Origin of the sequence: Buttiauxella selenatireducens (genome assembly GCF_031432975.1) — a bacterium.
GTDB lineage: Bacteria > Pseudomonadota > Gammaproteobacteria > Enterobacterales > Enterobacteriaceae > Buttiauxella > Buttiauxella selenatireducens.
In genome coordinates, this window is sequence record NZ_CP133838.1 from 1,712,677 (window position 1) to 1,733,377 (window position 20,701).

Genomic DNA, 20,701 nt, shown 5'->3' on the forward strand with positions numbered 1-20,701 from the left:
GGAATGTTTCGCTTCGGGCAATAGAATTACCCTGCATAATTCAAGCGGTATTCATGGCGAGACTCAACGACAGGACGAAAAAATGTATCAGTTGGACTACAAGCCACCGTATGACTGGAAGTGGATGTTTGGTTTTCTCGCAGGCCGCGCAGTCAGTGGAATTGAGACGGTCAGCGAAACACATTACTGCCGGAGTTTTGCACTCGATAACCATCAGGGATTACTGACGCTTGTGCCTGACGAAGCCGCTTGTCAGTTGAACGTGACTTTGAGCGCGGGTTTGCAACCGGTCGCCAGTGAGGTTTTGCAGCGAATCAAACAGTTGCTGGATCTCGACTGCCAGCCCCAGACCATTCTTGAAAGTCTGGGAGATTTATCGGCAGCACGCCCAGGCCTGCGTTTACCGGGCTGCATGGATACGTTTGAGCAGTCGATACGTGCCATTTTGGGCCAACTGGTGAGTGTGGCAATGGCGGCAAAACTAACCAGCAAACTGGCACAAACTTTTGGTGAGCCGTTGGCGCAAGACCCTGACTGGCGGCTTTTTCCTACGCCCGAACGCCTGGCATTATTACGTCCTGAACAGCTAAAAGCCTTGGGAATGCCGCTTAAGCGCGGTGAAGCGATCATTCATATGGCGCGTTTAATGGTGGAGGGGAAGTTTGCGCACAACCGTCCAGCGGATGTTGAACACGGGGTAAAGGTGCTGACCACTTATCCAGGCATTGGCCGGTGGACGGCAAACTACATCGCCTTACGTGGATGGCAGGCAAGCGATGTGTTCTTGCCCGATGATTACCTGATTAAGCAGCGATTTCCAGGCATGACGCCCGCGCAAATCCGGCGTTATGCGGAGCGCTGGAAACCCTGGCGCTCCTATGCGTTATTGCATATCTGGTATAGCGACGGCTGGGTGCCGTCGACGTCAGAGCCGTCAGAGTTAGTTAATGGCAAAATAACTGGTATTCAATAACGTCTCCAGTGGAACCGGTTGGGAGACGGCTTCACCATAAATCAGGTCGAAGCCGATACCGGAAAGCGTATCCATCACCATCGGCATATCGGCAGGTCCTGCAATGGCTTGCAAGGATTGACGATGCGCGTGTCCATGGATGATGGTCACCATCATTTCGTCCATCAGGTTGTTATGCACGTTTTGAATCAGTTCATCATCGACAATGATGTAGCTGAACTTTTGGTGCGAAATTCGTTTAAAGATGTCGAGATCACGGCCTACGTGGCTGAGAATTAAATGGCAGCCGCTGTCGCGCAGGCGTTGCAGATTGCGATCGATCTTCTCATCTTCGATGAGCAGCGCTTCGCTATGGATATTCAAATGTAATAAACGTGCAGGCAGCGAACTGCGCGCTAAACGTGCCAGTATTTCATCGATAACCTTGTCATTAGCGAGGCCGTGGAAGGAGAGGGGAAGCGCCACGCCAAAACCTTTGTTGGCCACCTGAAGTGCAAATTTACTGAAGAATTCATTGAAAATTCGCAGGTCGAGCGCGCATTGCAGCTCTTTGTCTTTCACTGTGGCGCGGAACATCGATTCATCCAGTACCACGTCGTCATTTTCTTTGAAACGTAATGACAGCAGATAGAAACTGGTTGATTCCGGAATGCGTGGCGGGGCAACGGCTTTTGCGATCATCAGGATAGGGTTCTCGTTGATGATGCGTTTTTGCTCGTCTAGCGGCAGATTCTGGTTCTCTTTGCGAATGGCATGCTGAGATGATTCAAACACAGTCACCCGACCACGCCCACCGTTTTTCGAGGCGTAGCAGGCAATGTCAGCCTGAGACAGAACTTCAGGTGCGATGCGGTTATCGGCATCAATTTGTGTGATACCCGCGCTTGCGCCAATGCGATGTAAACGCCCGTTCCACGTAAAGTGGTAGTCGTTAATACTTTGGATAATACGCTCAGCAATATGTCGCGCATTATCCGACGAGCAATCCGGAAGCAGCAGACCAAACTCATCGCCGCCCAATCGAGCGAGGAAATCGCCGGTGCGTAACATGCTGAGCATCAAAGAGGAAAGTTCACGCAGTAGCGCATCACCCGCAGCGTGGCCGGCGGTGTCATTCACCGCTTTAAAACGGTCAAGGTCGATGAACACCAGGGCGTGGCGCTGATGGTTTTCACCGGCACTTTGCAGCAAACGTTTGAGATGATTTTCGAAACTGACGCGGTTTGCCAGGTGGGTTAGCCCATCGTGTGAAGCGCTATAGCTCAACTGTTTGAGCATTTTACGCGATTCGGTCACATCCTGAATAACCAGCACTGAGCCAATACTTTGCCCATCAAGCGTGGTCAGTGGCGTTATGCTGTAATGGATATCGTGGCTACCGCCGTTGCGACAATGCAGGACTACATCATGTTCGATGGTGGTGCGGGAATAATCACCGCTATGAATATTCTCCATTATCGGGCCAGTGTCGCCGAAAGTGATGTGGAGAATCGTCAGAATATGTTGGCCGATTGCCTGCTGTTGCGGCCAGCCGCTGAGCTTCTCGGCAATGGGGTTCATAAAGGTGATGTTCATATCAACATCGGTACAAATAACCGCTTCACCGATGGAATCCAGCGTGATGTGCAGGCGTTCTTTTTCCTGATACAGCGCTTCGTTCAGCAGTTTGACTTCTGTCATATCCATGTTGATACCGAGCAGGCGCTCAACATCCCCATTTTTATTCAATACGCGGTTCGCGAGGGATCGAATATGACGAATGCCATCTTTAACGTGAATGCGGTATTCCATTTTGAAGGGAATACGGGCGCGTAGGGCATCGTGAACGGTTTTCTCCGCGGCCGGTGCGTCATCGGCAACAAGACAATCAAGCCACAAAGCGTAGGTCGGTTTCACATGCGCCGGGATTTCGTAGAGATCAAACATACGTTTATCCCAACTGATGACATCGCTCCCCAGGTCCCATTCCCAAATGCCAATGCCGCCAGCTTCATTGGCAAGCGTGATGCGCTCCATCAGGCGCTTATTCACCCACTCGGTATGCTTGAGGTCGTTAATATCCTCTATTTGTGCGATCAAATAGAGTGGGGAAGCGTCGATATCACGCACGATAGATACGGCGAGTAACGCCCACACCACATCGCCTTTACTGGTGTAATAGCGTTTTTCCATCGAGTAACTATTAATACTGCCACTTATCAGCATATTGAGTTGCTGCAAATCACCGTGTAAATCTTCCGGGTGGGTGATTTGTTGGAAGGTCAAAGAACGAAGCTGTTCTGCCGTATAGCCCAGAAATTTACTTAGCGATTTATTGACTTGCAGCCACTGGCCGTCTATCGAAACCAGGGCCATCCCAATGGCGGAATATTCCATCGCATTACGAAAACGCGCTTCGCTTTCCGTAATGTGTTTACGCTCTTCGCGGAACGAATACATCACCATCGTCATCACGTTAGCAGGCAGTAAAATCAGCAGGAATGGCAGCCACGGAGCATTGTTCATCACCGTGGTATGCGGCTGTAAAATAGACGAACTGTTGGTTGCAACCATCAACGAAACAACCATCAGCGTGGAGAGGAAAATAATGAAGGCTTCCAGGCGCGGCAGGCGGATCGCACTCCACATCAGAAAAACGATAATAAAGGTAAATGGCCACGGCATATAACGCAGGGCCAGATAGCTAAGTAATAAAGTAATAACAAAAGTGAGTATTGTTTCTATGAATAGTTTTGGATTTTTATGCCGCAATAAATAGCTGGGTTTGAACAATAATGCGATGGGAACCAGTGCCAGGGTGCCAATAGTTTCAGACAGAACCCAGACGAAAAATGTTTTTGCCATGCTTTCACTGGCCGAACCGGTAAGAACTATCGCCAGTAAACCGCCAATTAACGGCGGAATTAGCGCGCTACAAACGACCAACTTAGCCCAATTATTTAGGTTTTGTAATGGGTTATGCTGCGTGATAAAACGCCGCATTAACGATGCACCCAGTAAAGCTTCAGTAATATTGATAGCCGTATAAATGAGGTCTATCTCACCGACGGGCAGTAATACTGCCGAAGCACACAAACTCCCCGCAGAACAAACAACGATGACCATCGGCCATTGGCGCAAAGGGTTACGGAACAGCGCTACCATCATCAGTGCGGTTGGGAACCATAGCGGTGCTAAAACAGTCCCTACCAGAGATAATTCCAGGGAGTAAAAGGTGAATATAAAGCTTAAAATCCCCAACCCCACCGGCAGTACGAAGGAAGGTATTGCGATTAACTCTTTTGTGCTTTGTTTGATCATTACCGCAAATCCGTTAAGGCGTGCCGCCAGGTGACATGCCCGGATGCAAATAAAAAGATAATTTCGGTTTATGCTAGTACAAACAATTTACATTTCCTATGCAGTTCGGTCATAAATTAACATCAAGAAGTCACAAAAAGTGATATTTGGCAGACTTATTTTCCTTGCCTGTTACTCGGCACGTGTTCAGGGTGGACATTCGCGCCACGCCTTCAGCCCATCAGCCCCTCAGCTAAAATCACCCGCCAGAGCGCATTACTCTGGTATCAGCGGGCGGATCTCCCTATAATTGCCGCGTTTGACGTCTTTCGCGTCGCCCTTCCTCAACATTTAAGTCAACAAGGCTCGTTACAACATGACTGACAAGTCCCATCAATGCGTCATCATCGGGATAGCCGGTGCGTCGGCTTCAGGAAAAAGTCTTATAGCCAGCACACTGTATCGCGAACTACGTGATCAGGTTGGTGATGAACACATTGGTGTCATTCCAGAAGATAGTTACTACAAAGACCAAAGCCATCTTTCGATGGAAGAACGAGTTAAGACGAATTACGACCATCCCAACGCGATGGACCACAACTTGCTGTTCCAACATCTGCAATCTCTGAAAGCCGGTAATCCGATTGAACTGCCCGTTTATAGTTATGTGGAACATACCCGTACCGGTAACACCGTTCACTTAATGCCGAAGAAAGTCATCATTCTGGAAGGGATTTTGTTGCTGACGGATGCCCGTCTGCGCGAAGAGATGAATTTCTCCATTTTTGTTGATACGCCGCTGGATATTTGTCTGATGCGCCGTATGAAGCGTGATGTTAACGAACGTGGCCGTTCGATGGATTCCGTCATGGCCCAGTATCAGAAAACCGTTCGCCCTATGTTTTTACAATTCATCGAACCTTCCAAGCAGTATGCCGATATTATCGTGCCGCGCGGGGGCAAAAACCGTATCGCCATCGATATTCTGAAGGCGAAAATCAGTCAGTTTTTTGAATAACCATCAGGCATAACCGCCTCTGGACGAGCGCGTTCTTCTGGCCCGCTCGCAAAAAATAATGTAATCCCAGAGTTTACCTGTCTTAGCGTGGCTATATTAGCCCCGCTGTGGCAGGGTAAATAAAACTGAGCATGAGATAAGGAGCATCACTGATGCGTTTGTGTGACCGCGATATAGAAGCCTGGCTTGATGACGGGCGCTTAACGATTACCCCTCGTCCGCCAGTTGAACGCATTAGCGGTGCTACCGTTGATGTCCGTTTGGGTAACAAATTCCGTACTTTCAGTGGCCATACCGCGCCGTTTATTGATTTAAGCGGCCCGAAAGATGAAGTCAGCGCTGCGCTGGATCGCGTGATGAGCGATGAAATCGTTCTCAATGAAGGCGATGCTTTCTACCTGCATCCGGGCGAACTGGCTCTGGCGGTAACGCTTGAGTCCGTTAAGATCCCTGCTGATTTAGTCGGTTGGTTAGATGGCCGTTCATCTTTGGCGCGTTTGGGCCTGATGGTGCACGTCACCGCACACCGTATCGACCCAGGTTGGCATGGCTGCATCGTTCTTGAGTTCTATAATTCCGGTAAGCTGCCTTTAGCGTTACGTCCAGGCATGATGATTGGCGCACTGAGCTTCGAGCCACTCTCAGGCCCGGCTGCACGTCCTTACAACAGCCGCCAGGATGCGAAATATCGCGATCAGCAAGGTGCGGTTGCAAGCCGTATTGATAAGGACTGAGTTCCCATCTGTATGAGGGCTGTATGAAACGATTTTTAACCACGCTGATGATCTTGCTGGTGGTACTAATAGCCGGCCTTTCTGCGTTGGTGCTATTGGTTAACCCCAATGATTTTCGTGAATATATGGTGCGCCAGGTTGAATCCCGCAGCGGCTACCAGCTGAAGATAGAGGGTTCGCTGCGTTGGCACGTCTGGCCGCAACTCAGTATTTTGTCCGACCGTATGTCTCTCACAGCACCTGGGGCTAGCCAGCCTTTGCTCAGCGCTGAAAACATGCGTCTTGATGTGGCGTTAATCCCACTGATATCCCACCAATTACACGTTCACCAGGTGATGCTCAAAGGGGCGGTGATTCAACTCACGCCGCAAACGGAAGAGCGTCGACCGAAAGATGCCCCTGTGGGGCCATCAAGCAGTATCCCTGAACCTGGCGAAGAACGCGGTTGGTCCTTCGATATTGCCAAATTAAAAGTGGTCGATAGTGTTCTGGTATTCCAGCATGACGACGACGAGCAAATTACCGTACGCGATATCAACCTGCGCATGGAGCAGGATGATAAAAAACAGGCACATCTTGAACTCAGCAGCCGTATCAATCGCGACCAGCGTGATTTGAATCTCTCACTGGTGGCTGATTTGAATGCCGCTGATTATCCGCAGCAGCTTGTCGCCAATATCTCTCAGCTCAATTATCAGATTCAGGGAGCCGATCTTCCTGCGAATGGGATTTCCGGCACCAGCACGCTGACGGCTCGTTGGTTTGAACCCGAACGTCGAGTCGAACTCAGCCAGTTGCAAATGACGGCAAACGACAGCGATTTACAAGGTACTGCGAGTGTCGTGCTGAAAGAGAAACCTCAGTGGGTACTCGATCTACGTTCCAGTAAGCTGAATCTTGATAGTCTGGTCGCTGCGAATGCCGTGACCAGCACTCAGGCGGTACAGCAGGCGCAGCAGCAACCGACGTTGCCACGCCCGATAATTGCGTCAGGTGGTGAAGATACCCCTTACCAGAATTTGCGCGGCTACAGCGCGCAGGTGAACATTGCCGCTTCCAGTGTGCGCTGGCGCGGGCTGGATTTCACCGATGTGCAATCGGCGATGACCAACCAGTTCGGCCTGCTGACGGTGTCTGAACTGACGGGTAATTTGGGCCACGGCAGTATGTCGTTCCCCGGTCAACTTGATGCGCGTAAGAATCAGCCGCAATTAACCTTCAATCCTAAAGTGGATAACATTGAAATTGGGCCGATTCTCACCGCCTTCGACTATCCCATTGCGTTGTCGGGTTTGCTGTCGATGGAAGGGGAGTTTAGCGGTGACAAACTCAATGCCGATGCTTTCCGCCGCAGTTGGCAAGGGAATGCGAGCATAACGATGTCGCATTCCACGATGACGGGGATGAACTTCCAGCAGCTGATTCAACAAGCGGTAACTCGCAGCAATGATGACGTGAAGGCAAAAGAAAATTACGACAATGTCACGACCCTGGATAGCTTCTCGGCACAGGCAACTCTCGACAACGGTGACCTGGCGCTGAAGAAAATGGAAGGTAAGTCTTCCGTGCTGGCGCTGACCGGGCAAGGTTCGTTAGATTTGGTCAAACAGCTTTGTGATACCCAATTTAATGTCACCGTGCTGGGCGGTTGGGAAGGGGACAGTAAGCTGATTGACGTGCTGAAAACCACGCCTATTCCATTGCGCGTTTACGGCCCGTGGCAGAAGCTTAACTACTCATTGCAAGTCGACCAGGTCTTGCGTAAGCAGTTGCAGAGTGAAGCGAAACGTCGCCTGAATGAGTGGTTAGAGAAGCATAAAGACAGCAGCAAATCGAAAGATGTGAAGGAACTGCTCAATAACCTGTAATGCTAAGAAGCGTTGAGTGATTGGGTGGATGCCGCGGTTGCGAATCCACCCAACAACTCCATTGCCCTGGTCGGATTAGCGGTAGCGACATCCGACCTTATCTTCTGTACTCATACCTCGTAATCCGCCTTATCATCGGCCTCCAACGGCACAATCTGCACTTTCTGCACTCGGTGGCTTTCCACCTGCAGGGTGCGTAACAGGAAATTCCCCACCTCAACCGTTTCGCCTGTCACCGGAATATGCTGTAGCGTCTCCATCAATAACCCGGCAATAGTGTGATAGTTACGTTTGTCTTCCAGCGGCAACGGCACGTACTGGACTAAATCATCAAGCGGCATGTGGCCGTTTGCCGTCCAGCTTCCATCCGGATTTTTCTGGATGTCATGGCGCGCGTCTATCTCCTCCACTTCATTTGGCAAATTACCGGCGATGGTTTCCATCACATCACTTAACGTCACCACCCCTTCGACTGAACCAAACTCATCCACGACAAAGGCAAAGTGTGTTCTGGCATTACGGAATTGCTCCAGCGCTGCCAGCAAAGGCAGTGTCTCCGGGAAGATCAACGGCTGGCGTATCAGCACTTCAAGATCGAACGGCTCACCTTTTAACGTCTGCTGGAGTAAATCAATGACGTGCACCACACCCAAAATTTCATCGCCGCTGCCGGTTACCACGACGCGGGTATGTTGGTTTTTATCCAGCAGCGCACGAATTTCAGCTTCTGGGGAGCTCAAGTTGATGTACTCGACGTCATGACGCGAGGTCATGATGCTGCTCACCGTACGCTGGTTCAGGTTCAGCACACGTTCAATCATCAGCCGCTCTTGCGGGTCAAAGATTTCATCTTGTGGCGTATGATCGGCAATCAACGATGCGGTTTGCGCATCCAGTTCCGCTTCTTCCTTTTTACCGTTCAACAAACGCAGCACTGCTTCGGCCGTGCGCTGGCGTAACGATTGATCGGCTGATAAGAAGCGGCGGCGATTGAAAATGGCAAGCTGATTGAGGCTTTCAATCATCACTGAGAAGCCGATGGCCGCGTACAAATAGCCTTTCGGGATATGGTAGCCAAAGCCATCCGCCACCAGGCTAAAACCAATCATCAGCAGGAAGCTCAGACACAAAATCACAATAGTCGGATGGTTATTCACAAAGCGTGTCAGCGTTTTGCTCGCCAGCAACATCAGGCAAATGGCAATAATCACCGCGGCCATCATGACGGCCAGATGGTCAACCATCCCCACTGCGGTAATCACAGAATCCAGAGAAAACACCGCATCCAGAATCACTATTTGTGCCACAACGGGCCAAAATCGTGCGCCGCGCCGTTGGGAGTGCGTTTCGCTGTCTTTGCCCTCAAGTCGCTCATTGAGCTCAACGGTGGCTTTGAATAACAGGAACAAACCGCCGAAAAGCATGATCAGGTCCCTTGCGCTAAAGGCGAGTTCACCGGCATGAAAGAGTGGGCGAGTCAGTGTGACAAGCCAGGAGATTGAGGCCAGAAGCAATAAGCGCATCAGCATGGCGAGGACCAGCCCAGTGACGCGGGCGCGGTCGCGTTGCGCCGGAGGTAATTTTTCGGCAAGGATGGCGATAAACACCAGGTTATCAATACCAAGGACTAGCTCAATAACCACCAGGGTTATGAGGCCTGCCCAGATCGATGGGTCGGCAATCCATTCCATAAATCGTTCATAACCTTTTATAAGATGACAAATGTCACAATGAAATGATGGATAATCGAGTGGGAAATTGCAATATTCGTGCGGGATAAATCCTGCATGGATTAATGTTGGTGTTTAAATTTGCTCAATCCCACTTAATAACCAAGGTAAATAATTAATCATTTTCCGAATTGTCATGTCATTTAATTTTCCAGTAATGAAATTCACATGAGATAGTTCTGTATATTATTCTCGGACGTATCAGCAATTAATTTTCTGTCAATATAAAGAAATTCCTAAAGCCGTCTAATTGTGTTGTTAATACTATTCTTAAAAGTCTCGGTATTGTTGGAGGGTGCCTTGCCTGATATAGGCTTAACTGCAACAATCCGTATCGGTGTCTGATATTAGATGTATTTTTTATATTCGCTGAAGCCATGATATTTAACCTGGTGGTGGGTTTTTTTGTTCCTCAGATAATTCTTTGGATTTAACTCCTGCCATTGTTACTCCTTATAAATTGTCTCTTTTCAGTAGGTTGGTGACTGTAAGCCAGGGGCGGTAGCATGCTCAAAGGCCAGAGAATAAGCCTCAATTATTCTGTCAATAGGATGTCGGGAAATAAGCGTTTTTTTAGGATTGATGCCAGTTATTTCAAACGGCAAGTAGGTTTCAATTCATGCCTCATTCAAAAACCTAACGAGTCACTTATTTTATTCGTTCAGGATAATTACTCTGCCATAGTGATAAATACTCAATGATAAAATACAAACTTAAATTGATGCCTTTATTGGTGTCGGTAGCCCTTATGAGTGGTTGCACAGTCCTCCCCGGTAGCAATATGTCGACGATGGGGAAAGATGTCATCAAACAGCAGGATTCAGATTTCAATCTGGATCGCATGGTTAACGTGTATCCATTAACACCGCGCCTGGTTGAACAATTACGTGTTCGCCCCGCGGTCGCGCAGCCAAATATGTCTCTCGACCAGGAGATCGCTGCTTACCAATATCGTGTTGGTCCGGGCGATGTTTTGAACGTCACGGTCTGGGATCACCCTGAACTGACGACGCCTGCAGGCCAGTACCGTAGCTCAAGCGATGCCGGTAACTGGGTACAGTCGGACGGCACCATGTTCTATCCCTACGTTGGCAAAGTGAAAGTCACCGGCAAAACACTTTCTGAAATCCGCAGTGATATTACCAGCCGCCTTGCGACGTACATTGCTGACCCGCAGGTGGACGTTAATATCGCTGGGTTCCGCTCCCAAAAAGCCTATGTCTCAGGCCAGGTCAACAAATCCGGCCAACAACCCATCACCAACGTGCCACTCACAGTACTGGACGCCATAAACGCCGCGGGCGGCCTGACTGATGCAGCCGACTGGCGCAACGTCGTTCTGACACATAACGGCAAGGAAAAACGGATTTCCCTGCAAGCGTTGATGCAAAACGGTGACCTGAGCCAGAACCATCTGCTTTATCCCGGTGACATCCTGTTTGTTCCGCGCAATGACGACCTGAAAGTGTTTGTGATGGGCGAAGTGAAGAAACAGACCACCCTGAAAATGGACTTCAGCGGTATGACGCTGACCGAAGCGTTGGGTCAGGCTGAAGGTCTGGATATGACCGCATCGAACGCCAGCGGGATATTTGTGATTCGCCCACTCAAAGATAAGCAGAGCGGCAAGATTGCCAACATTTACCAGCTTGATATGTCGGATGCGACATCGCTGGTCATGGGCACCGAATTCCAGTTGCAGCCATACGATGTGGTGTATGTGACTACCGCACCGATCACACGTTGGAATCGTCTGATTAACCAACTGCTGCCAACCATCAGTGGCGTTCGTTATATGACGGATGCAGCCAAAGATATCCATACCTGGTAGGGCGCTATGTTCAACAAAATTTTGGTTGTCTGTGTGGGGAACATCTGCCGTTCCCCAACCGCTGAGCGGTTACTGAAAAGCTATCACCCGGAACTTATCGTGACGTCTGCGGGGCTCGGGGCGCTCGTGGGGAAAGGGGCCGATGTCGGGGCCATTCGCGTGGCGCAGGAGCATAACCTCTCTCTTGAGGGGCATTGTGCAAAACAGGTCTCCGGCAAAATGTGCCGCGAATACGACCTGATCCTCGCCATGGAAAAACGCCATATCTCCGCAATTTGCGAAATGGCTCCAGAGATGCGCGGCAAAGTGATGCTGTTTGGTCACTGGGATGCGGAACGGGAAATTCCCGATCCGTATCGCAAAAGTCATGACGCTTTTGAAGCGGTTTACGGTCTTCTGGATCTCAGTGCCCAAAAATGGGCTCACGCACTCAACGCTCATCAGGGATAACAATGACAGAAAAATCAAGCCGTTCGAGCGCCCTCACTGAGGGCAATGATGAAATTGATATTGGCCGATTGTTTGGTACGGTGCTCGAAGCTCGTTGGTGGGTTTTGGGGATCACGGCCATTTTTGCGGTGCTGGCGACGGTTTATGCGCTGTTTGCCACGCCAGTTTATAAAGCCGATGCGTTGGTGCAAATTGAGCAAAACGCCGGTAATTCGCTGGTTAATGATATTAACTCCGCACTCTCCAACAAGCCGCCAGCCTCTGCCGCTGAAATGCAGTTGATCCAGTCGCGACTGGTGTTGGGTAAAACGGTTGATGATCTCAATCTCGACATTGCCGTTGAGAAAAATAGCCTCTGGCTGTTGGGCGCGGGCTGGGATCGTCTGCAAGGCCGTCAGAATGACACCGTCGTCGTCGAAACCTTTAACCTTCCTGCCGGTCAGGCTAAAAATGTCTTTACGGTAGAGGTGCTTAGCCCGACGCAGTATTTACTGACCAGCGATAACGGATTTAGTGCGAAAGGGCAGGTCGGACAACCGCTGAATAAAGATGGCATCGCGATGACCGTAAGCGCTATCAAAGCGCAAGTGGGCGATACTTTTACAGTCACCAAATACTCGACGCTCGGCATGATTAACCAGCTTCAGGGCAACCTTGTGGTGGCTGAAAATGGTAAAGACACCGGGGTGTTGAGCCTGTCTTATACCGGTGAAGATCGCGACAAAATCCGCAATATTCTCGATAGCATCACCCGTAACTATCTTGAGCAGAACGTACAACGTAAATCGGAAGAAGCGGCGAAAAGCCTTAAATTCCTCGCCGAACAGTTGCCGGAAGTGCGCTCCCGTCTTGATGCAGCTGAAAACAAACTCAACGCTTATCGCCAGCAACAAGACTCAGTTGACCTGTCGCTTGAGGCTAAATCTGTCCTCGACACCATGGTGAACATTGATGCGCAGCTTAACGAACTGACCTTCAAAGAAGCTGAGATTTCCAAGCTGTATACCAAAGTTCACCCGGCGTATCGCACGCTTTTGGAAAAACGCCAAACCCTGGAAGAAGAGAAAGCCCGCCTGAATGGGCGCGTGACGGCGATGCCGAAAACCCAGCAGGAAATCGTGCGTCTAACGCGTGATGTGGAATCTGGCCAGCAGGTTTATATGCAGCTGTTGAATAAACAGCAGGAGCTGAAAATCACAGAGGCCAGCACCGTCGGTGATGTGCGTATTGTCGATGCGGCGATTGCTCAGCCGGGAATGGTCAAACCACAGCGTGCGCTGATTATCCTCGGCAGCATAATCCTTGGTCTGATGTTGTCGATTATGGGTGTGCTGTTACGTTCACTGTTTAATCGTGGTATCGAAAGCCCGGCGGTACTGGAAGAGGCGGGAATAGGCGTCTATGCCAGCATCCCACTGTCCGAATGGCAGAAATCCCGCGACTACGCCACGGTGCGTAATGTCAAAGGGGCCAGGCGTAACAAGCAAAGCCAACTGCTGGCCGTCGGCAACCCGACGGATCTGGCCATCGAAGCGATTCGTAGTCTGCGTACCAGTCTGCACTTCGCCATGATGCAGGCGCCAAACAATGTCCTGATGTTAACGGGTGTGAGCCCATCCATCGGTAAGACGTTTGTTTGCGCCAACCTCGCCGCGGTGATTAGCCAGACCAACAAACGGGTGCTGCTTATCGACTGTGATATGCGCAAAGGCTATACCCACGAACTTCTGGGCACCACCAACACCAATGGTCTGGCGGATGTGTTATCCGGCCACGCTGAAATCAGCCGCTGCGCACAAAAAACCTCCGTACCTAACTTTGACCTCGTACCGCGCGGAGTCGTGCCATCCAATCCTTCCGAACTGTTGATGAGCGATCGTTTTGCTGAACTGGTGGCGTGGGCAAGCAAGAATTACGACCTGGTATTGATTGATACCCCGCCAATTCTTGCTGTCACCGACGCCGCTGTCGTGGGTCGTCATGCAGGCACCACGCTGATGGTGGCGCGTTACGCGGTCAATACGCTGAAGGAAGTCGAAACCAGCCTCAGCCGCTTTGAGCAAAATGGCATCAAGGTACGTGGCGTAATTCTCAACTCTATCATCCGCCGTGCCGTGGGATATGAGGATTACGGTTACTACGAGTACGAATATAAATCTGATGCTAAATAGCCTTCGCCTTCGCCTTCGCCCTCACCCTAACCCTCTCCCCCAGGGAGAGGGGATTAAATCGGCTTCTCCCTCAGGAAAAGTGATCGGTTTTCTCCTTCTCCGTCAGGAAAAGGGGAGCGCTTTTCTCCTTCTCCCCCAGGGAGAGGGGATTAAATCGGCTTCTCCCTCAGGGAAAGGGGGCATTCTTTTCTCCTTCTCCCTCAGGGAGAAGGCTGGGATGAGGGTGGGTTAACTTGCAATCAACGAGACTTCTTTGGGGAACGCCATGAATAACCCACTTATCTCTATTTATATGCCGACATGGAACCGTCAGCAGTTGGCGATCCGCGCCATCAAATCGGTGCTTCGCCAGGATTATGAGCACTGGGAAATGTTAATCGTTGATGACTGCTCTTCATCGTATGAGCAATTGCAGCGTTTTGTTGAAGAACTGGGCGATGCGCGAGTTCGATACGTCCGCAACGATTTCAACTCCGGAGCATGTTCGGTGCGTAATCAGGCTATCAGCCAGGCAACAGGTGAGTTGATTACAGGTATTGATGATGATGATGAATGGACGCCCAACCGCCTGTCGGTATTTCTGGCGCATCAACACCAGTTGGTCACCCACGCCTTTTTGTATGCCAATGACTACGTTTGCGAAGGGCAGGTTTACTCGCAGCCCGCCAGTTTGCCGTTGTACCCAAAATCGCCATTTTCATTAAAGCTGTTTTATAAGCGCAATATCATTGGTAATCAGGTGTTTACCTACGCAAGCCGTTTCAAAGCCTGCCTGTTTGATACGACGCTGGCAGCCGCTCAGGATTACGATATTTTCTTGCGCATGGTGGTGGAGTACGGCCAACCGTGGAAAGTGGAAGAGGCGACGCAAATTCTGCATATCAATCACGGCGAAATGCAGATAACTAAATCGCCCAAGAAATTCGCGGGGTACTTCCATTTTTATCAAAAGCACAAAGACAAATTCGACCGGGCCAGCAAGAAATACCAACTGTTTACGCTTTATCAAATCCGCAATAAGCGCATGTCTTTGCGCACCTTATTCGCGCTGTTAAGTGTACGAAACACCAAACGCCTGGCCGATGGATTACGGGGGAAATAACGGTGCTTGAAGATCTTCGCGCAAACTCCTGGAGCTTACGACCTTGCTGCATGGTGCTGGCTTATCGCATCGCACATTTTTGCTCGGTGTGGCGAAAAAAAAGCGTCATCAACAATCTTTGGGCGGCCCCGATCATTCTGCTGTATCGCTTCTTCACCGAGTGCCTGTTTGGTTATGAAATCCAGGCAGGAGCAACGATTGGACGGCGTTTCACTATTCACCACGGTTATGCCGTGGTGATTAATAAATTCGTGGTCGCCGGGGATGATTTCACCATCCGTCATGGTGTCACCATCGGTAATCGCGGCAAAAGCCTTGCCTGTCCGGTTATCGGTAATGGCGTCGAACTGGGTGCCAACGTGGTGATTATTGGCGACATCACGCTCGGTAATAACGTCATCGTCGGAGCTGGCAGCGTGGTGCTGGATAGCGTTCCCGATGACGCTCTGGTGGTGGGGCAGAAAGCGCAGATAAAGGTTCTGAAATGAATATTATGCAATTTAACGTTCGCCTTGCCGAAGGCGGTGCTGCGGGAGTGGCGCTCGATCTTCACCAACGCGCACAAGCGGCAGGTTTTAATTCACGTTTTATCTACGGGTACGGTAAAGGGGGAAGAAAAGCGCCAGTCACGATAAATTCTCTGGTGTTGAAAAACACACGCCGCGTTTGACGTCGATTGCCAACATTGTGTTATTTCGCTTTTTTAACCGCGACCCGTTCGGCAACCTGAATAATCTGTATCGCAAAGTGACGCGCGCCACTGGCCCGGTGGTGCTGCATTTCCATGTCGTCCACAGCTATTGGTTGAATCTTGAAGAAATGGTGACGTTTTGCCAGCGCGTGAAAGCGCATAAAGCGGATGTCACTTTTGTCTGGACGCTGCACGATCACTGGAGCATCACCGGACGCTGTGCGTTTCTCGATGGGTGTGATGGCTGGAAAACAGGCTGCCAGAAATGTCCTTCATTGAATAATTATCCACCGGTGAAACGAGATCGCGCTCATTTACTGGTGGATGCAAAGCGCCAGCTGTTCCGTGAAATGCTGGCGTTGGGTTGCCAGTTTATCTCCCCAAGCCAGCACGTGGCCGATGCCTTTAACCGAATTTATGGGGCAGGGCGCTGCAAAATTATTAATAACGGAATTGATGTCGCAACCGAGACGATCCTCGCGGAACTGCCTCTCACGCAAGCGGCGGGCGAAAAGCCAAAAGTGGCGATCGTTGCCCACGACCTGCGCTATGACGGCAAAACGAATCAACAACTTGTGCAGGCAATAATGGCACTGGGCGATGAAATCGAATTGCATACCTTCGGTAAATTCTCGCCATTTAACGGTCCGAACGTCGTGAACCACGGCTACATGACGGATAAAAAAGCGTTGATGAGCCAACTCAACCAGATGGACTCGCTGGTGTTTAGCTCACAGGTGGATAACTACCCGCTGATTTTGTGCGAAGCGCTGTCGATTGGCGTGCCGGTGATTGCCACTCAAAGTGACGCCGCAGATGAAGTGCTGCAAAAAGTGGGCGGTAAAACCTTTAGCGATGCGCGGGTGCTTGAATTGGTGAAAATGCCAAAAGAGCAGTTGGCTCAGCAGGTGTTTGGCAAAACGTTGCAGGCGTTCAAAAGCGCCAGTCGCCAGGCTTTCAGTGGACAACAGATGCTGGAGGAGTATGTCTCGTTCTATCAAAATCTGTAGTTATCTGCTGTTACCGTTCATCTATCTGGTGGTCAACGTCAAGTTGGCCTCACTCGGAGAAAGCTTCCCCGTTACGATAGTTACCTTCTTGCCCGCAATCCTCTTTTTGTACATCGAACGCATCAGTGTCAAAAAATTGATGATTGCGTTAGGCATTGGTGGGGGACTGACGGCATTTAACTACATCTTTGGCCAATCCCTGAATGCCAGTAAATACGTCACCTCTACATTATTGTTTGTTTATATCGTGCTGATTCTGGCGATGACCTGGAGCTGCCGCTTCAAAACTATTTCACAGCATAATCACCATAAAATTCTAAGGGTATTTTATTGCGTGGTGGGCATTATCGTGATGCTGGCCGCAGCGGAAATGGCACAGATTATTCTCACGGGCGGCAGTAGCCTGATTGAGAAAATTTCGAAGTTTCTTATATACAGTAATAGCTATGTTCTGAACTTTATTAGCTTTGGAGGTAAGCGAACGACAGCGCTCTATTTTGAACCCGCATTTTTTGCTCTGGCATTAATCTCAATTTGGCTCAGCATCAAACAGTTCGGTATCAAAACACCAAAAATTGATGTTATGATTCTGTCAGGGATAGTTCTTTCAGGATCGTTTTCAGGAGTAATGACATTTATTCTGTTTTATCTTCTTGAATGGGCATTTCAGTACCTTAATAAAAATGCCATCAAGAAGAAGTTGCCTCTGGCAATTATTTCTCTGTCCGTATTTTTAGTGGGGTTAGTATTCGCGTTTCCTTATATTGCTACACGCTTGGGTGATTTAGGAACCGAAGGTTCGTCATCGTATTATCGTATTATTGGCCCGTTAGCAATGGTCGGATATTCATTGAGCAATATCGCTGGGGTAGTGCGTTTCGGATCTTTATATGAATATGTCGCATCATTCGGAATCTTTAACGGTGCGGATGTCGGTAAAACAGTAGACAATGGTTTGTATCTTCTGATTATTTATTTTTCCTGGTTCGCTGTATTACTGACAATGTGGTACATGTGGAAAGTCATTAAAATGATGCGCACGGCATTTGGCAATAATGAAAATTTCCGTGTGCAATTATGGCTTTTTACACCGCTGTCACTGTTTTTTACCGGCTCAATTTTTAGCCCTGAATATGCGTTCTTAATTGTGTGTCCATTTATTCTGCGTAAGGCACTCAATATTACCCGCAACTGAGGTTTATAAAATGCTCTTAAGTGTCATCACTGTTGCTTATAAAAATCTCGCCGGAATTGAAAAAACCTGGCAGTCGCTGGCTCATTTAGCGAAGGCACCAGGCATCACATTTGAGTGGATTGTGGTTGATGGGGATTCGCAAGACGGTACGGCAGAATTCCTGAAAAATCTCAATGGAAAGTACAACTTACGCTATGTCAGTGAACGAGATAACGGTATCTATGATGCCATGAACAAAGGGATTGAAATGGCTCATGGCCGTTATGCCTTGTTCCTCAATTCAGGTGATATTTTCCACCCGGAGATAGCAAACGTCGCACATCAGCTCGCTGCAATGCCCTTGACTGATAATGCAATGGTGATTGGTGATGCTTTATTAGATTTCGGTGATGGGACAAAAATAGCGCGCCTTGCAAAGCCCGGTTGGTATATTTACCACAGCTTACCGGCCAGCCATCAGGCAATATTTTTCCCGGTTTCTGGGTTGCGGAAACATCCTTACGATCTGCAATATAAAGTCTCATCTGATTATGCTTTGGCCGCGAAAATGTACAAAAGTGGTTACGCCTTTAAACGTATTAAAGGCCTGGTCTCTGAGTTTTCCATGGGGGGCGTGTCAACATCGAATAATGTTGAATTGTGTCATGATGCAAAAAATGTGCAGCGTAAGATATTAGGCGTACCTGGTATTATCGCGGAGTTATCATTCAAATTTCGTTTGCGTACTACCGGAAAAGCAAAAGCACTTTATAACAAGACTTAAATTTTCGGCTGAGTCTGCAGATCGAATTCGCACAAGTAATATCCGATAAAATCCTCAAGAGGATAATATGCAGGAATTAAATGGCTTCTCGGTACCGAAAGGTTTCCGGGGTGGGAGCCCTATTAAAGTACAACTGTGGTGGGCAGTGCAGGCAACATTATTTGCCTGGTCACCGCAAATATTTTATCGCTGGCGCTCATTCTTATTACGTTTATTTGGCGCACAAATTGGTAAAGGTGTTGTGATTCGCCCCTCGGTCAAAATTACATACCCATGGAAGTTAACGTTGGGTGATTATGCCTGGGTAGGGGATGACGCGGTGTTATATACGCTGGGTGATATTACCATCGGTGCCAATTCTGTGGTGTCACAAAAGTGTTATTTATGTACCGGCAGTCACGATTATATGAGCAAGCATTTTGATATTACCGCTGCACCGATTGTTATTGGCGAAAAATGCTGGTTGGCAACAGATGTATTTGTTTCACCTGGTGTGACGATAGGTAATGGCACCGTCGTCGGTGCCCGCAGCAGTATTTATAAATCATTACCGGCGAATGCCGTTTGTCGGGGAAATCCGGCGGTAGTGATTCGGGAGCGCGTATAGAACTTTCGCCTTCGCCCTCACCCTAGCCCTCTCCCCCAGGAGAGGGGATTGTACGGTGTTCTCCCTCATGAGAGGGGATTGTTCGACTTTCCCCCTCTCCCTCAGGGAGAGGGCCGGGGTGAGGGTGGTACAAAAATGTTAACAGAGGAAAAACATTATGACTAAAGTAGCTCTCATCACGGGTGTTACCGGACAAGACGGTTCATATCTGGCGGAACTGCTGCTGGAAAAAGGTTACGAAGTTCATGGCATCAAACGTCGTGCTTCTTCATTCAATACTGAACGTGTTGATCATATTTATCAGGATCCTCATGCCAGCAATCCAAAATTCCATCTGCACTACGGTGATCTGACGGACAGCTCAAACCTGACCCGTATTCTTTCCGAAGTGCAGCCGGATGAAGTGTATAACCTGGGCGCCATGAGCCACGTCGCGGTTTCTTTTGAATCCCCGGAATACACCGCAGATGTTGATGCGATGGGAACGTTGCGTCTGCTGGAAGCGATTCGGTTCTTAGGTTTAGAGAAGAAAACCCGTTTCTATCAGGCATCCACGTCCGAGCTTTACGGCCTGGTGCAGGAAACCCCGCAGAAAGAAACCACCCCTTTCTATCCGCGCTCCCCGTATGCGGTTGCGAAACTTTACGCCTACTGGATCACCGTAAACTACCGCGAATCCTACGGTATGTACGCCTGTAACGGCATTCTGTTTAACCACGAATCCCCACGCCGTGGTGAAACCTTCGTGACCCGTAAAATCACCCGCGCTATCGCCAACATCTCTCAGGGCCTGGAAAAATGCCTGTACCTCGGCAACATGGACTCCCTGCGTGACTGGGGCCATGCCAAAGATTACGTGAAAATGCAGTGGATGATGTTGCAACAAGACACGCCAGAAGACTTCGTGATTGCCACCGGTGTGCAGTACTCCGTGCGCCAGTTCGTGGAAATGTCCGCCGCGCAACTCGGTATCAAACTGCGCTTTGAAGGCACCGGTGTTGATGAGAAAGGCATTGTTGTTTCCGTAACTGGCCATGATGCTCCTGGCGTTAAACCAGGCGACGTGATTGTTTCTGTCGACCCGCGTTACTTCCGTCCTGCTGAAGTGGAAACCTTGCTGGGTGACCCAACCAAAGCACATGAAAAACTGGGCTGGAAACCAGAAATCACGCTCAGGGAAATGGTCGGCGAAATGGTCGCTAAAGACCTGGAAGCGGCGAAAAAACACTCGTTGCTCAAATCACACGGTTACGAGGTTGCCATCGCGCTGGAGTCCTGA

General features: G+C 49.5%; 15 protein-coding genes and 1 pseudogene. 14 read left to right on the plus strand and 2 right to left on the minus strand.

The features are described from left to right. The first annotated feature begins 82 nt into the window (after window positions 1–82). Window positions 83–973 (plus strand): DNA-3-methyladenine glycosylase 2, encoded by an 891-nt coding sequence (gene alkA, locus RHD99_RS07920; protein WP_309878284.1) that lies wholly within the window; start codon window positions 83–85, stop codon window positions 971–973. On the opposite strand, the gene RHD99_RS07925 is transcribed toward alkA, so the two are convergent. Then, entirely contained in the window at window positions 941–4,273 is a 3,333-nt protein-coding gene (locus RHD99_RS07925) for a diguanylate cyclase (protein ID WP_309878285.1), read from the minus strand. The genes alkA and RHD99_RS07925 overlap by 33 nt on opposite strands. A 355-nt stretch (window positions 4,274–4,628) precedes the next feature. On the opposite strand from RHD99_RS07925, the gene udk reads away from it, so the two are divergent. The 3 genes from udk (at window position 4,629) to asmA (ending at window position 7,872) form a co-directional block, all read left to right on the plus strand. Next, window positions 4,629–5,270 (plus strand): uridine kinase, encoded by a 642-nt coding sequence (gene udk / locus RHD99_RS07930; RefSeq protein ID WP_064545187.1) that lies wholly within the window; start codon window positions 4,629–4,631, stop codon window positions 5,268–5,270. A 152-nt stretch (window positions 5,271–5,422) separates the two neighbouring features. Continuing rightward, entirely contained in the window at window positions 5,423–6,004 is a 582-nt protein-coding gene (gene dcd, locus RHD99_RS07935) for a dCTP deaminase (protein ID WP_183269855.1), read from the plus strand. A 23-nt stretch (window positions 6,005–6,027) separates the two neighbouring features. Then, window positions 6,028–7,872, plus strand: a complete 1,845-nt coding sequence (asmA, locus tag RHD99_RS07940) for an outer membrane assembly protein AsmA (RefSeq protein ID WP_309878287.1) — start codon at window positions 6,028–6,030, stop codon at window positions 7,870–7,872. Window positions 7,873–7,982: 110 nt separating this feature from the next. Here asmA and RHD99_RS07945 read toward each other — a convergent pair whose 3' ends face one another. Further along, the gene (locus RHD99_RS07945) at window positions 7,983–9,563 is read right to left on the minus strand and encodes a TerC family protein (protein WP_309878289.1); all 1,581 of its coding nucleotides are present in this window, start codon (window positions 9,561–9,563) and stop codon (window positions 7,983–7,985) included. Window positions 9,564–10,299: 736 nt separating this feature from the next. On the opposite strand from RHD99_RS07945, the gene RHD99_RS07950 reads away from it, so the two are divergent. The 10 genes and pseudogenes from RHD99_RS07950 (at window position 10,300) to gmd (ending at window position 20,701) form a co-directional block, all read left to right on the plus strand. Continuing rightward, window positions 10,300–11,433: a polysaccharide export protein gene (locus tag RHD99_RS07950; protein ID WP_183269852.1), complete on the plus strand. Its 1,134-nt coding sequence runs from the start codon at window positions 10,300–10,302 to the stop codon at window positions 11,431–11,433. A gap of 6 nt (window positions 11,434–11,439) precedes the next feature. Then, window positions 11,440–11,883 (plus strand): low molecular weight protein-tyrosine-phosphatase Wzb, encoded by a 444-nt coding sequence (gene wzb / locus RHD99_RS07955; protein ID WP_309878291.1) that lies wholly within the window; start codon window positions 11,440–11,442, stop codon window positions 11,881–11,883. 2 nt (window positions 11,884–11,885) lie between these two features. Next, entirely contained in the window at window positions 11,886–14,054 is a 2,169-nt protein-coding gene (gene wzc / locus RHD99_RS07960) for a tyrosine-protein kinase Wzc (RefSeq protein WP_309878292.1), read from the plus strand. A gap of 265 nt (window positions 14,055–14,319) precedes the next feature. Then, complete coding sequence (gene wcaA / locus RHD99_RS07965; RefSeq protein ID WP_309878293.1) at window positions 14,320–15,156, plus strand: colanic acid biosynthesis glycosyltransferase WcaA; 837 nt, start codon at window positions 14,320–14,322, stop codon at window positions 15,154–15,156. A gap of 2 nt (window positions 15,157–15,158) precedes the next feature. Next, the gene (gene wcaB, locus RHD99_RS07970; protein ID WP_309878294.1) at window positions 15,159–15,644 is read left to right on the plus strand and encodes a colanic acid biosynthesis acetyltransferase WcaB; all 486 of its coding nucleotides are present in this window, start codon (window positions 15,159–15,161) and stop codon (window positions 15,642–15,644) included. Continuing rightward, window positions 15,641–16,857 (plus strand): annotated as a pseudogene (locus tag RHD99_RS07975) (glycosyltransferase). Before wcaB ends, RHD99_RS07975 begins: the two are co-directional and overlap by 4 nt. Next, window positions 16,832–18,052 (plus strand): colanic acid polymerase WcaD, encoded by a 1,221-nt coding sequence (gene wcaD, locus RHD99_RS07980; protein ID WP_309879105.1) that lies wholly within the window; start codon window positions 16,832–16,834, stop codon window positions 18,050–18,052. Before RHD99_RS07975 ends, wcaD begins: the two are co-directional and overlap by 26 nt. 10 nt (window positions 18,053–18,062) lie before the next feature. Then, on the plus strand, window positions 18,063–18,815 hold the full coding sequence (gene wcaE, locus RHD99_RS07985; RefSeq protein ID WP_309878295.1) for a colanic acid biosynthesis glycosyltransferase WcaE: 753 nt from the start codon (window positions 18,063–18,065) through the stop codon (window positions 18,813–18,815). A 67-nt stretch (window positions 18,816–18,882) separates the two neighbouring features. Further along, window positions 18,883–19,422, plus strand: coding sequence for a colanic acid biosynthesis acetyltransferase WcaF (gene wcaF, locus RHD99_RS07990; RefSeq protein ID WP_309878297.1), 540 nt, complete (start codon window positions 18,883–18,885; stop codon window positions 19,420–19,422). Between the two features lie 157 nt (window positions 19,423–19,579). Then, entirely contained in the window at window positions 19,580–20,701 is a 1,122-nt protein-coding gene (gene gmd / locus RHD99_RS07995) for a GDP-mannose 4,6-dehydratase (RefSeq protein WP_183269843.1), read from the plus strand.